Origin of the sequence: Psychrobacter sp. bablab_jr014 (assembly GCF_016464015.1) — a bacterium.
Classification (GTDB): Bacteria; Pseudomonadota; Gammaproteobacteria; order Pseudomonadales; family Moraxellaceae; genus Psychrobacter.
Window position 1 is genome coordinate 18,598 of sequence record NZ_JACDXT010000022.1, and the last position, 15,755, is coordinate 34,352.

Here is a 15,755-nt window from a genome sequence, read left to right on the forward strand (position 1 = left end):
ATTATCATACTTTATTGTTTATTAATATAAGGCCATTGATAATAATTAAAAGCACCATTTGTTTATAATTTATTGATTTATATAAAATTTTACTAAAATATCTATTTTAATAATAGCGCCATTCCCTTTTTAAACAGCTCGCCATACGGAGGCAGTAGTAGACGCATACCATTGAGTTTGGACTGTACAAAAACAGGTTTTAAATGACTAAAGCGCTCAAAGCCTGTCTTGCCATGATATGCCCCAATACCAGAATGCCCGATGCCCCCAAACGGCAGCTCGTGCTGGGCAACGTGGACGAGGACTTCATTGACACACATACCGCCTGAAGTGGTCTCAAGACGTACGCGTTCAAGAGCGCTTTCTTTTTGTCCAAACACATACAGCGCCAAAGGACGCGGACGCGAATTAACAAAGGCAATGGCCTCATCCAGCGTATCGTAATGCACGAGCGGCAAAATGGGCGCAAATATCTCCTCTTGCATCAAGTCGCTGTCAAGCTCAGGGTCAGCAACAATGACAGGCGGCATAAAGCGCGTTTCTGTATCGGTTGGCAGCTCGCTAACAGGATAAATAATATCGTCAGGCTGAGCATCTAGATACTTTTGCACACGCTGCAAATGCGCGTCATTAATGATATGTGAATAATCGGTATTGTTACCAATATCAGGATAATGCTTGGCAAACCACTCTTTTGCTAAAGCAATAAAATGCTGATGATACTGTCTGGGCAGCAGCACATAATCAGGGGCAATGCAGGTCTGTCCTGCGTTTAGTGTCTTACCCATCATCACGCGATTGACGACATTTTCGAGCAGTGCGTTATCAAGGACAATCACAGGCGACTTGCCGCCCAGCTCTAGGGTGACGGGCGTTAAGTTGTCCGCTGCGGCGCGCATCACCTTTTTGCCCACCGCCGTTGAGCCTGTGTATAACAAATGGTCGAGCGGCAGACGACTAAAGGCTTCGGCAAGCTCAACGTCACCGACTGCAACCGCCACCATGTCGGGCGAAAAATAATGCGCGACCGCTTCTGCAAAGCATTGGGCGAATTGTGGTGCCGACTCGCTCATCTTCACCAAAACGCGATTGCCTGCGCATAAAGCATCAATCATGGGGCCAATCGCCAAATACAGTGGATAGTTCCAAGGCACCATGATACCGACCACGCCAAGCGGCTGCGGCTGTACTTCATTGTGTGCAGGCAAATACAGCGCGGAGATACCTACGCGGCGTGTTTTCATCCATGCTTTGCCGTGTTTTTTGGCATAAGTAATGCCTGAGAAGCTTGGATACAGCTCAGCGAGCTGAGTCTCAGAATAGCTGCGATGCTTAAAATCGGCACTGATGGCGAGCGCAAAATCTGATTGCTTGTCACGCAGCATGGCTTCTAAATTATCCAGCTGTTCAAGGCGCGTCGCCCAATTATTGATGGGTTGCTGTCGGCTGAGCTGATACATGCGCGCAAATTGCGCCTGTAAGGCTTCGGTCGTGGTTAAGATGCTTTGGCTATCAGGCAAGGCTGACATTGATGTGTTGGCGGTTTTTAAGTTAGCTGTGTTAGAAGAGTCATCCATCATAATGCGTCCTTATGTTGTCTTTCTAATGTAGCCCATTGCTTAGGCAATGAAAAGCACTGCACGCGCGCAGTTGGTGTGAGTATCGTTACCTGCTTTGCGGTGTATACGCTTAGTAAAAAGCGTTATTGAATGGATAAAGATAAGCACATGAGTCACTATAAGCGCTTGGGTGTCTTTTAAAAAAACTGTTACACTCAGCACGCAATCCTTGATGATTCAGCCGTTTGTTTTCTTTGTCACTATCCCGCTTTTGTTAGGGCGTGTCTTCATTTTAAAAATGGTGATAAAAATGAGATAAATTAAAGGCAAACAAGGAAAATAGCGCAGATAATATCAAGATATTGACCCGCTATTTGACACCGTTTGCCAAAGATTTAGCCATTTTTAGCCCATTTAGCCATAAGCGTTTGAATTGAAGACACGCCCTAGTGCAAGCATACTGAATCAAGCCTTTTCGCCCCTTTATCTGAAGCACACTGATAACGCCCATGACTCCTGATACCGATGCCACGCCGCTTGGCGATATGCTGATTTATAAATCTTTTACCCACGCCGATTACAACCAGACGCACGATGCGATGCTGGCACGCACGCTTGAGCGTATTGCTCTCAAAAAAGAGCACGGTACGCGCACGCCTGATGAGCTGTGGGTAGTTGACCACAATGACGTGTATACGCTAGGACAAGCGGGCAAAGAAGAGCATATCTTGACCCATACCGACACGCCGATTATCAAGACCGACCGCGGCGGACAGGTAACGTGGCACGGACATGGACAGCTGGTCTTATATTGGCTGTTTGACTTGCACAGTTTGGGCTGGGGCGTGCGCAATCTGGTCTCACACGCTGAGCAAGCAATCGAAGATGTGCTGCGCGAGCTTTTGGCGGCCGAAACGACAGACGCTGCCAAGCTCACTGCCCGCGCTCGCCGTGACGCGCCTGGCGTATATCTGTATGCTTATGATGATAAAGGGCGCGAGATTATGCTTGGCAAAATTGCCTCCTTAGGCTTTAAAATTAAGCATGGCTTTAGCTATCATGGTTTGGCGCTCAATATCGACTGCGATCTTGCTGCCTTTAACGCCATCAATCCTTGCGGCTATGCGGGTATGCAAATGCTGCGTGTGGCAGATTTTGTGAACTTGCCAGCCGCGAGCAACCTAACGACCAATATCGTCACCCAAAAGCTACTTGCGAATATTGCCAAACGGCACGCAGGCGAGATAATACTGCGGGCGATTGATTCGGATTTTGCATAATCACTTCCCTGCTTGGAATTAAGCAGTGCGAGCAAAATCAGAATAAACTTGCTATACTCGCAAGCGGTATACGTTGAGGCGCATGACGCACTTGGCGTACAGATATTTTTTAGGTGGTGACTGCCCTTTTTTTGCACTCATCATGACCCTTATCCATAACAAACAAAAGCACACAGGAGCGCTGTATGGCAGATTTTAATCAGATTTTGGACGCAGGCGACGTAGACGGCGGCATCATCAACGTAGTCGTTGAAATTCCTACTGGCAGCAGCCATAAAATCGAGTGGAACCGTGACCTTGCGGTATTTGAGCTAGACCGCGTTGACCCACAAATCTTTGCCAAGCCATGTAACTACGGCTTTATCCCACAAACGCTAGACGAAGACGGCGACGAGCTAGACGCGCTTATCATCACTGAGCAGCCACTAACCACAGGCGTTTTCCTAAAAGCAAAAGTCATCGGCGTGATGAAGTTTGTTGATGATGGCGAAGTTGACGACAAAATCGTCGTGGTTCCCGCTGATGACCGCAACAACGGCAACGCGATCAACACTCTAGAAGACTTGCCAAAGCAGCTAATCAATCAAATCGAATTCCACTTTAACCACTATAAAGACTTGAAAAAAGCAGGCACCACTGTGGTTGAATCTTGGAACGACACCGCTGAAGCCAAAGAAGTGATTAAAGAAGCCATCAAGCGTTGGGCAGACAAATAATCCGCGCCTACCCCGCTTTTTAAAGTTATAAAAAATACCGCTGTCTGACCGATGGCGGTATTTTTTTGTGGTTTTTTTGCAGCGCTTTGCCAAAAGATGGTTAGCGTATGCAACCAGCGCCCTGCCCGCTATGCCATTTGACGCGGGCGACTGCTATACTTTGGCACAATACTTGTTACCTCTATTTTCACCTTTTTATTTACCAAAATGCTCACCAAGGACAGCCATGTTTAATCCTGACCCCAGCGACAAAGCCAATACACCAAAGCTGCCTAAAGCCGTCATGATGATGATCGAAAAAAATAACTTGGTGATGGCCATCAAAACCCTTGCCGCCGAAGAAAATATCAGTATGGATGAGGCAAAGGCACGTATTGACGCGTATGAAAATGCGCTCAAGGTTAAGCAGCAACAAAAACTGACCGCCATCGCCAACAAGCAAGGCATCGATACCAAAGCCATGAGCTTTAATGGTAGCGCGCAGGCAGAAAAAGACGATGCTTTGGTCAGAAGCCATCGTAAGTCCAATGAAAAAGATCAAGATTTTCATCAGCTTAGACATGGTCTAAACCGCCAGCTGAACGATATGGGCTACAAAAAGCCCCTTATGCCGTTTTGGGCGCGCCGCTTGCTCATTATCGCGATTGTGATGATTGGTGTATTTTGGATTTTATGGCGCATCTTTGGTTAGTTACTGCTTTAGCGCTTTAGCGCCCGCTAAAAACACTATAAAAATAATGAATGCATGAGCATTTAATAAGAAACGCACCGAACGATAAAAATACTAAAGAATAAAAATAACACTCTGCCCAACAGCGCAGTAAGGATAACGCGTGTGATAGCCATGTTAACGCAATATATTGATATGATTGCCAAAGTGATTGAGTTTATTGGCGTGATGATTATGGTACTCGGTCTGGTGTTTGCGCTGTATCAGACGCTGCGCGCGCTCGGCAGTTTTAACCAAGCCGTGTATGTCGCTATCAGACAAACCGTGGGCAAATCCATTTTGTTAGGGCTTGAGGTGTTGATTGCCGCTGACATTATGCGACCGTGGTCACTGAGCCGACCTTGCGCGATGTGCAGGTACTGGCCGTTATCGTGTTGATTCGTACCTTTTTGAGTTTATCCCTGCAAGTCGAACTAGAAGGGCGCTTTCCTTGGCAAAAAAAACGCGAGCCTGACGATGAACATACCGCCAAACTCGCGCCATTACCGACCACGCCTACAAAATAAGTTATTATTCATTTGCGACCATTTACGCCTGCTGCGCGATGCTGTCACTTAAAAATGTCTCCACCGCTTTAAACTGCCCTGCGGTGCTCTCTTCACTATACATGGCTTGACGAAAGGCGTTAGAGTTGGGAATGCCTGTGGTGTACCACGCGATGTGTTTGCGCGCGATACGGCAGCCTGAATACTCACCATAAAACGCGTACAGCTCCTGCAAATGCGCGAGCACAATCTGCTGAATCTCACTAATACTCGGCGGATCAAGCAGCTCGCCATGCTGCAAATAATGGGCAATATCTCGAAACAGCCACGGCTGCCCTTGCGCCGCGCGCCCGATCATCACCGCATCACAGCCTGTCATCTCATACACGGCTTTTGCCTTTTCGGGACTGTCAATATCGCCATTAGCAATCACAGGAATGCTGATGCTGTCCTTGACCTCGCGTATCAGCTCGTAGCGTGCATTGCCAGTATACATATCCTCACGTGTGCGCCCATGAATAGCAATCGCTTTAATGCCCGCCTGCTCGGCACGCTTTGCTACGCGCAAAATGTTTTCATGTCCGTTTTCAAAGCCAAGACGCGTCTTTAAGGTCACAGGTGCATCGACTGCTGCCACCGCCGCATCAAGCAAACGCGCGACCAAGTCTTCATCTTGTAGCAGCGCTGAACCCGCGAGCTTGCGGCAGACTTTTTTGGCAGGACAGCCCATATTGATATCGATAATCTGTGCGCCATTGTCGATCTGATAACGCGCCGCCTCTGCCAACTTGTCAGGCTCTGCGCCTGCAATCTGCGCAGAAATCGGTGCAATCTCGCCATCAAAGTTGGCACGATACAGTGACTTTTTACGCGCATACAGCGCCGTATCCGCAATAATCATCTCGCTGACCGCGTGCCCTGCGCCAAAGGATTTGCACAGACGGCGAAACGGATTGTCCGTCACGCCTGCCATTGGCGCAACCATCAAGCGATTTTCAATCTGCAAGCCGCCAATAGACAAGGGTTGCAGCAGTGGATGAACATCAGTGGACAAGATAGACATAAAAAGACGAAACCGTTATAAAACAAGCCGTTATTCTAAGTATTATTTGAGATATTGCAAGCCTTTGACCCGCTGGATTTAACCCAAACCGTCACAGTCAGATGAACATGACGTGTTCATCTAACGGATGACGCACTTATTTATCAAACGTGCTGCCTTGCTCTAGCGTCAAGTTGTCATCATGCTCCGCCATACGCCATGGTAAGCTGTCTGGGGAGACGTTTAAAAAGTGCAGATATTTTTCAAACTGATCAATAATGTCATTAATGACCGATTCAGGCTGATAGCCATACAAGTCATAGGTTTGACCGCCACGGCGCAAATACACCTCTGCACGGTAGTGATGCTCTTGCGGTAAGCTATCCACCCCCGCTCCTGTATAATAATCAGGCGCGTCATGCTCCGATAAGCGCACCTCGTACCAAAACTCTACCGTCTCACCACGGCCAAGCTCTAAAACAGCACGGTTATTGATATCATCATAAGTCACTTTAGGCTGCCAGCCTGTCTCTAGGAATTTTTCAGAGACCTCTTCCATCGATGGCATCACCACATCCTTAATGTAACTCAGCACCTTGTCACGCGTTGGCTGATTGGTGATGTAATCAATACGATCGCGCCATGCAGACGACTTGAGTAGATGTGGCGGCAAACGGTTATTATTATCGAGGCTTTGGTCACGATGTCCTTCGATACGTAGCGCGCGCCACATGCCAAACATCGAAATCAGCATAATAATCGCAAAAGGTAAGGCACTGACAATCGCTGCCGTCTGTAGCGCGGTCAAACCACCTGCCAGCAATAAGACAGATGCCACTGCACCTTCGGTCACCACCCAAAAGGTGCGCTGCCACCACGGCGTATCGCTACGACCGCCTGCCGCTAAGGAGTCAATCACCAACGAACCAGAATCCGACGACGTCACAAAAAAGGTGATGATTAAGAGGACTGTAAGTGTCGAAACAAACTGCGTAAAGGGCAGATTTTCGAGGAGTTTAAACAAGGCAATCGCTTGGTTGTTTTGCACCTCCGCAATTAACGACTCATAACCTTCCATCATAATCATATGTAGCGCGGTATCACCAAAGACGGCGAACCAAAAAAAGGTAAAGAACGTCGGTACGAGCATCACACCAAGCACAAATTCACGTATGGTACGGCCACGGCTGATTTTGGCAATAAACAACCCCACGAACGGCGCCCATGCAATCGTCCATGCAAAGATAAACAGCGTCCAGTTGCCGATCCAATCACTTAATTGATACGCCTGTAAGCTAAAAGTACGCTCAACAATATTGCCCAAGTAGCTGCCCGTATTTTCCATAAAGGCGTTAAGAATAAAAACCGTCGGGCCAACGACAAACACAAAAATCATCAGTGCTGTGGCGAGCACCATGTTAAGAATAGATAAGCGCTTGACCCCTTTATCCATACCTGCCAGCACCGACACCAGCGCTGCTGACGTAATCAGCACAATCGCAATGACCTGCACGCTGGTACTTACTGGAATCAAATCAGGCAGCAAATAATTAAGACCTGCATTAATCTGCGATACCGATAAACCCAAACTGGTGGCAATGCCAAACAACGTGCCCAAAATGGCAAACACATCGACCGTATGCCCAATAGGCCCATGAATCTTATCGCCAATCAGTGGGTACAGGGTTGAGCGCATGGACAACGGCAAGCCATGGCGAAAAGAAAAATACGCCAAAGACAAACCAACTACGCCGTAAATCGCCCAGATATGAAAGCCCCAATGAAAATAAGCAATCTGCATCGCCTCTTTCGCCGCCTCAATCGTCTGCGGGTCAGACATCGGCGGGCTAGCAAAATGCAGCACAGGCTCAGCCACACCAAAGAACAGTAGCGCAATGCCGTAACCTGCCGAAAACAGCATGGCGAACCACTCGCCAAACTGATACTCGGCCTCGGCGTGATCGGGACCCAGCTTGATACGGCCATAAGGCGAAAATGCCAATGCGGTGATAAACAGTAAAAACAGCGCCACGGCCAGCATATAAAACCAGCCGAAAGTCTCAGTGGTAAAGCTCAGCACATCGCTAAACAACGCCCCTGCCGCCTCGGGGTCTATAGACGTGCCAATAACCAGCAAAATCATAATAATCGCTGCGGGCACAAAAACGGGCAATAAAATCGTAGAGCGTGAACCATTACTCATAAGTGGTGGTATCCTCAAAGCCAAAATTTAAAAACAAAAAAGCGCTTACTGTCAGCATTATTGCATCAACAATGTCAATAAAAGCGGCTGGATGTCTTATTGGATATCGTACTGATATCACTTTTTACTTTTTATAAACAGCCACTGATTCATAGCAACACGCACGCTTTGGTATGGTGCATTCATTATTGGTTGTATAATGATAAGTACTCTTATAGGTAACACAGTTATTAAGCAAACCCCAGAAAACAGTTCAATCCACCACAATAAATTAACGCTAATTACATAAAACTTACCTGTAAATAAAAAAGACAACTTGTTAGCTAGTTAAGAGCGCTCATTGTATTGGTTTGGATAATTGCTTAGAATTTGCGCTTTTGTATCGACAAAGCCACCGCCAGTTATCGCTATACTGAAATATTATTAGGAGACTCTTATGACTACCGAAAAGGCCCCTGTAAACAAACGCCAAATCGTCAATCGCTTTTTAGCACGCTTAATGAAAGATGATCCGCAAATGTATTACGCCAGTACCTCTGAGGTGGCGCGTCAGCTGTATGTGATGATTAAAGAGCACAACAATCGCCTAAGTGTCGAAGAGCAAGCCATCGTGCGCGGGATTACTAACGAAGAAATTGAGTCATTGCTAGGGTTTAAACAGCGTTAAGGTATGAGGATATGCTGGTAGATGGTACGAATGACCATTTCACGCCGTAGTCTCTCTTGATTGTTTTGGCCTTTGTTATTTTAGGCTCATAGATATTTTTTATGGTATTTGGCTGCTGATAAATACATGCTCTATTTATCAGCATTTTTTTGTCTGTTATCCACCTTATTTGCAAGACGACTGGTCTAGTGGTAAACTATAAGTCATTGATTTATGAAAAATATGAATATCTTCTCTTTAATATCGCCTGTGCCTATGTGTTGCTGCACTATGCGCGATTCTATACAATGACTTGCCTTTATTTTCGTCTTTTTTGCTATGACCGTATAAAGTGTTATCCATTATTTCATTTTTCGCATTTGCACATCGTTTCGCATTTACGCATCATTTAACACTGTTATTCACCCTTCTAGGAGCTGCTGATTATCATGCCCACGCCAACCCCCACGCCCGCGTCAGATACCAAAGCGCATCTATTGGCTGTTGCGACGCAATTGGTTGCCCAAAAAGGCTTTACTGCGGTGGGCATTAAGCAGATTCTCGATACCGCAGGCGTGCCTAAAGGGTCGTTTTATCATTATTTTGCTTCAAAAGAAGCCTTTGGCGAAGCCATCATCGCAGGCTATTTCACCCGCTATCAACAGCGTTTGGCAACGCTTACAGTAGCGGAAGACAACGCGCAGGCACGTATCTACCGCTATTTTCAGAGTTGGTACGACACGCAGCAAAATGGCTGCGATGATGAAAAATGCCTTGTGGTAAAGCTCTCTGCCGAAGTTGCCGACATCTCCGAACCGATGCGCGAAGCACTTAATGCGGGTTATCAGTGCATCATTGCATGGCTTGCGCAACAAATTAAAGCAGGCTGGGCTGAAGGTTCTATTCCTAATGAGGGGCAACTGTCCGCTGAAAGTTTGGCCAAGCGTTGGTATTTTGCCTGGCTTGGCGCAAGTTTGGTCGCCAAAATCAGCCATACCAATACGCCACTGGCCGAAGTATGGCAAATGACGACGGTGCAGCTTGGCCGTTAGTTTTTTATTGATATCGGCCTTTTTGTCACAAACGCTCTTTTTGTAAAACGCCTACTCATTATTACACCATCTATCACGCGCTATTGGCCATATATTATTGAATGCTCGGCGTGTCATACGATGCTTGTTGCTTCTTGATTAGACACTATAAAACATAACATAAGCGTTATTGCTGTAGGATTGTTTTGTAACCATCTCTAGACGACTGGTCTAATTGCTGTACAATACGCGCCATACGCATTCAATAACGTGTTTATTTTTATCTATAAAAACTAGGAAATCTTATGAATAACTTTCAATATTACAATCCTGTACGCATCGTCTTTGGTGATGACCAAGTCAGCCAGCTCGACAGCTTAGTACCCAAAAATGCGCGCGTACTGATTACTTATGGTGGCGGCTCAGCACAGCGTACGGGCACATTAGACGAAGTCAAAAATGCTTTAGCACAAAGCGGCGCACGCACGGTATTTGAGTTTGGCGGTATCGAAGCCAATCCTGAATTTACCACCTTGTTAAAAGCTGCAGATAGCGTCGTTGAAAATGACATCGACTTCTTATTGGCTGTCGGCGGTGGCTCAGTGCTTGACGGTACAAAATTTATTGCGCTCATCTCACATATGACCGAAGATGATGGCACGGTCTCACGTGAGCGCGCTTGGGAAGCACTTCTCAGCTATTGTAAATCAGTCGATACGGCGATTGATTTGGGGACCGTATTGACCATCCCTGCGACAGGTTCAGAGATGAACTCAGGCGGCGTGATTAACTACAGTGAACGCCAAGCCAAGCTGCCTTTTGGCAACCCATTGGTGTATCCAAAGTTTTCTATTCTTGACCCTAAAAAGACCTTGACGCTGCCAGAGCGCCAAGTGATGAATGGCGTGGCAGATGCCTTTGTCCACGTTATGGAGCAATACTTGACCTACCCTGTCAATGCTAAAGTGCAAGACGCTTTTGCAGAAAGTCTGCTGAAAATTTTGATTGATGAAGGGTTGGTGGTTAAAGAAAACCCAGACAATCTAGAGACGCGTAAAAACATCATGTGGACAGCGACTATGGCGCTTAATGGCTTGATTGGTACAGGCGTACCGCAAGACTGGACAACGCACATGATTGGTCATGAGCTGACTTCACTACACGGTATCGACCACGCGCGTACCTTGACTATCGTCTTACCCTCAGTCATGCGCGAGCTAAAGGACAGTAAAAAAGACAAACTGCTGCGATACGCACGTAATGTCTGGAACATTACTGACGACACATTGAGTGATGATGAGGTAATTGAAACGGCAATTGTTTATACAGAACAGTTCTTTGTCAGCCTCGGCTTACCTGTTAATCTTGCGGATGTAGCACTCGATGCCAGCGCTATTGACCCAATCATTGAGCAGCTAGAAGCGCACCATATGACCCAACTTGGTGAGCATGACAGTAATGACTTGGACGTATCACGCCGCATCCTACAACGTGCTGCCGCATAACAGTCACTGGAACGACTAACAATAAAGACAACGACAAGGAAAATAACGATGAGCTTTGCAAAAGAACAAACCGACACTATTAATCGTCAGATTAAACTTGCCAGCCGTCCGCATGGCGAGCCAACTGATGAGAACTTTGAGCTGACGACCAGCGATATTCCAACGCCAAAAGCAGGCGAAATGCTACTGCGCACACTGTATCTGTCCCTTGACCCGTATATGCGCGGACGTATGAGCGCCGCAAAGAGCTATGCAGACCCATTAAATATCGGCGATGTCATGATCGCAGGCACCGTCGCGCAAGTGGTCGAGTCTGATGTTGAAGGCTTTAGCGCAGGCGATATCGTGGTATCGCAATCAGGCTGGCAAGACTATAGCGTGAGCACAGGCGAAGGCGTGCACAAGCTTGATAATGACATGAAGCATCCTTCTTATGGTTTGGGTGTGCTCGGTATGCCTGGTTTTACAGGCTACATGGGCTTGACCGATATCGGTAAGCCAAAAGCGGGCGAAACCTTGGTCGTCGCGGCAGCTACAGGCCCTGTAGGCGCAACTGTCGGTCAAGTGGGTAAGCGCCTTGGTCTACACGTCGTTGGCGTGGCAGGTGGCGCAGAAAAATGTGCCTATGCCGTTGATGAGCTGGGTTTTGATGCCTGTATTGACCATTACGCCGATGACTTTGCCGAGCAGCTTGAGAACGCTTGCCCCAATGGCATTGACATCTATTATGAAAATGTCGGCGGCAAAGTGTTTGATGCGGTATTGCCACTACTCAATGCGCATGCACGCATTCCTGTCTGCGGCTTGGTATCACAGTATAACGCCACAGAAACCCCTGATGGCAAAGACCGCTTAAGTCTATTGATGGGTACTATTTTAAAACAGCGCTTAACCGTCAAAGGCTTCATCATCTTTGAAGAATACGGCGAACATTTCCCTGAGTTCTTAAAAACCATGGGCGAATGGGTCGAAGCAGGCGATATTAAAACCCTTGAGCATATGGTCGATGGTTTGGGCAATGCGCCCAGCGCCTTTGTCGATATGTTAAATGGACAAAACTTCGGTAAAACGGTTATCAAAGTTGCGGACGCGCGTTAATCATTTAGCGTAAATGGGCAGTCACGGATAAGTGTTAATCGATAACACTTTTGCTATATATCGCCCAAAAAAATACGCTACTGTAAATAAGCGAATCAAAGCGCGTTTTTTACTTTTAATCGCTTTGTGCGGCTATCGCATTTTAAGCAACCACAACACGAATAAATAAGGATGATTATGAATATTTTAGTGGTATTAACCTCACACGATAAGCTTGGCGACACAGGCAAAAAAACAGGCTTTTGGCTCGAAGAATTTGCTGCGCCGTATTACACCTTTTTGGATGCTGGCGCGAACATTACCCTCGCCTCTCCTGCTGGCGGACAGCCGCCACTTGACCCAAAAAGCGACGATGAAGACGCACAGACAGACGCGACCAAACGCTTTAAACAAGATAATGACGCCCAAGCCCGCCTTGCCAGCACGAAAAAATTAAGCGATGTCAATCAGCAAAATTTTGACGCCGTATTCTATCCAGGCGGTCACGGTCCCCTATGGGACTTGGCAAGCAGCAATGACTCTATCTCTTTGATTGAAAGTTTTGTAAATGCCGATAAGCCTGTTGCCTTTGTCTGTCACTCGCCTGCGGTATTAAAAGACGTCAAAGTCGACGGCGAATATTTTGTTAAAGGCAAAAAATTGACAGGCTTTAGTAACAGCGAAGAAGAAGGCGTTGGCCTTACTGACGTTGTACCGTTCTTATTAGAAGACGTGCTACAAGACAATGGCGCAAACTATGTCAAAGGGGACGACTGGCAGTCATACGTGGTCGAAGACGGCTTACTTATCACAGGCCAAAACCCAGCCTCATCAGAAGCCACCGCCGAGCATCTTTTAGCGCGCTTTAAATAATACTGGCGGATGTCCGCATCAACGTTAAGGATAAATTATTGTGATACGTTTGCATCATTTGAATCAATCGCGCTCACTGCGTATCTTATGGCTCCTAGAAGAGCTGGGACAGCCTTATGAGGTGGTCAGTTATCAGCGCGATGCCAAGACACACCTTGCTCCTGATCGCTTAAAACAAGTCCATCCGCTCGGTAAGTCACCTGTGATTGAGCTGGATGGACAAGTGATTGCAGAGTCGGGCGCCATTACAGAACTGTTAATTGAGCGTTTTGCACCTGAGCGTTTACGTCCTGCGCCTGACAGCGCGGCGTATGCCGATTATCTGTCGTGGATTCATTTTGCTGAAAGCTCTTTGATGCTGCCTTTATTGCTCGATATGTTTACGCAAAAAATGGGCGCGAATGACAATGAAACCTTAAATCGTTATATTGCCGCGGAAAAGCATAAGGTGCTCAGCTATTTAGATGATGCCGTCACTGATAAATTGTATATCGTTAATAATCAGTTAAGCGGCGCGGACATCATGCTGTCTTTTGATTTGATTATGCTTGCTAAAGACAAAGCGCTTGAGCAATATCCTAACGTTAAACAATACGCGCTACAGCTGGCCAAGCTTGACAGCTATCAGCGCACCATGCGTCTTGAGGCCAATTATGACGACAGCCGCTCTCAATAAGTCAGTGCGCTTAATAAGCTATAGGTTTACTGGCTCTAATAACGGGCGGCACATGACCACTTAGTCTGGCCTTTACGCATTACCCGTTTATCACTTATGTTAAAATAGCCCAAGCCTATCTTGGGCTTTTGCTGTTTTGGTACGTTGCTGCCTGTCTTACCCGCTGTTCTTCTTTGCCTTTGTAGGTTGCCGTATTTCATGACTCAAGAATATCAATTTAAACCGCATGAACAGCCGTTTATGGTCGGTTCCCCTGCCAATCCTGACCATCCCGTTCCGCGCAAAATCTTTTATTTGCTCATTGGGCTGTTCGTTGGCCTGACCGCCAGCTTTCAGAACGGCTTGCTCGTTGCCAATCTTGCGCAGATTCAAGGCACGCTGAACCTAACGCCGATGGAAGGCGGCTGGATATCGGTGGCGTACAATATTACCAATGCCTGTATTACGGTGCTTTTGTATAAAATACGCCAGCAGTTTGGTATTGCGCCTTTTAGCAAGCTGACCTTGTTTGTCTTGTTACTGGCAACCAGTATGCAGTGGATTATCAGTACTGATGTGTTGAGCAGTTCAATCAATACGTTGCTAAATCCCTACTACCTAGAGATTATCACTCGGGCAATGAGTGGCATGGTCGCCAGTGCCATGACCATTTTATCGGTGTTTTATTGCTTGCAAGGGATGCCGACCGCCAAGCGTATTAGTGGCCTAATTTTGGGCTTTGGTGTGGTGCAATTTGGTATTCCGCTATCGCGCATTATCTCGCCCTATTTGGCAGCAGGCGGTCAGTTAGAGAGTCTGTTTTTATTCGAGTTTGGGCTGGCATTGATCTGTTTTGGTCTTATTAACTTACTGCAACTGCCCCCAGGCAATGTACAGCAAGTCTTTGAAAAGCTCGATATTGTCAGCTTTGGCTTATTTGGTAGCGGGCTTGCCGCCTTGTCTGTCTTTCTGGTACAAGGACGCGTACTGTGGTGGAGTACGCCGTGGCTTGGTTATCCGCTACTCATCGCGATACTCGCTATCAGCACCGCCTTATGGATTGAAACGCACCGCAAAAACCCGATGCTCCAAGTCCGCTGGATGCGCAGTCGCAATATCATTGCCTTTATGATAACGGGTGCGTTGATGCGGATTTTATTGTCTGAACAGACGGTGGGCGCGGCGGGTCTCTTGGCACAGCTCGGTTATGGCAATGATCAGCTGGTGACCTTTTATGCGGTGATCTTGCTTGCCAGTATTTGTGCTTTGATTGCCAGCTTTTGGCTTACCAATGCGATGGACTTACGCCGCCCTGTGATTTTTTCCGCGCTATTGATTGCGATTGGGGCGTGGATGGACACAGGCGTATCCGTAGATTCTGCGCCCTATATGTTTTATGTCAGTCAGTTTTTGATTGCTTTTGCGGCAGTGTACTTTATGGGCCCTATGGTATTTGAAGGGATGCTGCGTGCGATTGCCAATGGCCCTGCCTACATTATTAGTTTTTCGGTGATTTTTAGTATTTCACAAACCATTGGCGGTTTGGCTGGAGCGGCGGGTATTCAGGCCTTTACCGCCATTCGCACACAGACGCACTATAGTGATATGGTCAATTCGCTCAATTTTGGCAATCCTGCTTTAGTACAGCAACTGCAAGCTGCGAGCGCGCAACTGGGCAGTCAGATGACCGACAGCGCGATGGTGACCAGCAGTGCCGCACAGCAAGTGTTTGCCCAGATTCAGCGCCAAGCGGTCGTCGCAGCATATAATGACTTATTCTTTATTATGGGCAGCTTGGCCAGCCTGACGGTGGTGATATTGTCTTTAAACTATTTGTATTATCGCTACCATAAACGCAACCCATTAGAAAAAGAGCTGGCAACGCTCGCTAAAATGCGCGAAAACCGCTAGTGCTGTGAGTGCGTCATCGACCTTATTTGCCGATGATTCGCG

Annotated in this window: 14 protein-coding genes and 1 pseudogene; 12 read left to right on the top strand and 3 right to left on the bottom strand. The window is 47.1% G+C overall.

Annotation, left to right across the window (positions count from 1 at the left end; translation table 11 throughout):
• Nucleotides 1-101: 101 nt before the first annotated feature.
• Complete coding sequence (locus tag JIE71_RS06880; RefSeq protein ID WP_199507999.1) at nucleotides 102-1,580, bottom strand: coniferyl aldehyde dehydrogenase; 1,479 nt, start codon at nucleotides 1,578-1,580, stop codon at nucleotides 102-104.
• A gap of 488 nt (nucleotides 1,581-2,068) precedes the next feature.
• On the opposite strand from JIE71_RS06880, the gene lipB reads away from it, so the two are divergent.
• The 5 genes and pseudogenes from lipB (at nucleotide 2,069) to JIE71_RS12495 (ending at nucleotide 4,791) form a co-directional block, all read left to right on the top strand.
• The gene (gene lipB, locus JIE71_RS06885; protein ID WP_199508000.1) at nucleotides 2,069-2,839 is read left to right on the top strand and encodes a lipoyl(octanoyl) transferase LipB; all 771 of its coding nucleotides are present in this window, start codon (nucleotides 2,069-2,071) and stop codon (nucleotides 2,837-2,839) included.
• A gap of 185 nt (nucleotides 2,840-3,024) precedes the next feature.
• A complete protein-coding gene (locus JIE71_RS06890; RefSeq protein ID WP_199508001.1) occupies nucleotides 3,025-3,555 on the top strand; it encodes an inorganic diphosphatase in 531 nt (176 codons plus the stop codon).
• Between the two features lie 226 nt (nucleotides 3,556-3,781).
• Entirely contained in the window at nucleotides 3,782-4,246 is a 465-nt protein-coding gene (locus tag JIE71_RS06895; protein WP_199508002.1) for a hypothetical protein, read from the top strand.
• 213 nt (nucleotides 4,247-4,459) lie between these two features.
• Nucleotides 4,460-4,641, top strand: a pseudogene (locus JIE71_RS12490) (DUF1622 domain-containing protein); the annotation flags it as partial.
• Nucleotides 4,642-4,656: 15 nt separating this feature from the next.
• Nucleotides 4,657-4,791, top strand: coding sequence for a hypothetical protein (locus JIE71_RS12495; protein WP_266095953.1), 135 nt, complete (start codon nucleotides 4,657-4,659; stop codon nucleotides 4,789-4,791).
• A gap of 22 nt (nucleotides 4,792-4,813) precedes the next feature.
• On the opposite strand, the gene dusB is transcribed toward JIE71_RS12495, so the two are convergent.
• Complete coding sequence (dusB, locus tag JIE71_RS06905; protein WP_199508003.1) at nucleotides 4,814-5,833, bottom strand: tRNA dihydrouridine synthase DusB; 1,020 nt, start codon at nucleotides 5,831-5,833, stop codon at nucleotides 4,814-4,816.
• 136 nt (nucleotides 5,834-5,969) lie between these two features.
• Entirely contained in the window at nucleotides 5,970-8,015 is a 2,046-nt protein-coding gene (locus JIE71_RS06910) for a BCCT family transporter (protein WP_199508004.1), read from the bottom strand.
• A 436-nt stretch (nucleotides 8,016-8,451) separates the two neighbouring features.
• Here JIE71_RS06910 and JIE71_RS06915 point away from each other — a divergent pair, with 436 nt between their 5' ends.
• From JIE71_RS06915 to JIE71_RS06945, 7 genes are all read left to right on the top strand, one after another.
• Entirely contained in the window at nucleotides 8,452-8,682 is a 231-nt protein-coding gene (locus JIE71_RS06915) for a hypothetical protein (protein ID WP_199508005.1), read from the top strand.
• A gap of 428 nt (nucleotides 8,683-9,110) precedes the next feature.
• Nucleotides 9,111-9,713 carry a TetR/AcrR family transcriptional regulator gene (locus JIE71_RS06920; protein ID WP_199508006.1) on the top strand — a complete coding sequence of 201 codons (603 nt, stop codon included), beginning with the start codon at nucleotides 9,111-9,113 and terminating at the stop codon, nucleotides 9,711-9,713.
• A 284-nt stretch (nucleotides 9,714-9,997) separates the two neighbouring features.
• Nucleotides 9,998-11,197 (top strand): iron-containing alcohol dehydrogenase, encoded by a 1,200-nt coding sequence (locus JIE71_RS06925; RefSeq protein WP_199508007.1) that lies wholly within the window; start codon nucleotides 9,998-10,000, stop codon nucleotides 11,195-11,197.
• A 48-nt stretch (nucleotides 11,198-11,245) separates the two neighbouring features.
• On the top strand, nucleotides 11,246-12,295 hold the full coding sequence (locus tag JIE71_RS06930) for an NADP-dependent oxidoreductase (protein ID WP_199508008.1): 1,050 nt from the start codon (nucleotides 11,246-11,248) through the stop codon (nucleotides 12,293-12,295).
• 177 nt (nucleotides 12,296-12,472) lie between these two features.
• A complete protein-coding gene (locus JIE71_RS06935) occupies nucleotides 12,473-13,147 on the top strand; it encodes a type 1 glutamine amidotransferase domain-containing protein (protein WP_199508009.1) in 675 nt (224 codons plus the stop codon).
• Between the two features lie 40 nt (nucleotides 13,148-13,187).
• Entirely contained in the window at nucleotides 13,188-13,823 is a 636-nt protein-coding gene (locus tag JIE71_RS06940) for a glutathione S-transferase (RefSeq protein WP_199508010.1), read from the top strand.
• Nucleotides 13,824-14,021: 198 nt separating this feature from the next.
• Nucleotides 14,022-15,713 (top strand): MFS transporter, encoded by a 1,692-nt coding sequence (locus JIE71_RS06945; protein WP_199508011.1) that lies wholly within the window; start codon nucleotides 14,022-14,024, stop codon nucleotides 15,711-15,713.
• Nucleotides 15,714-15,755 lie beyond the last annotated feature (42 nt).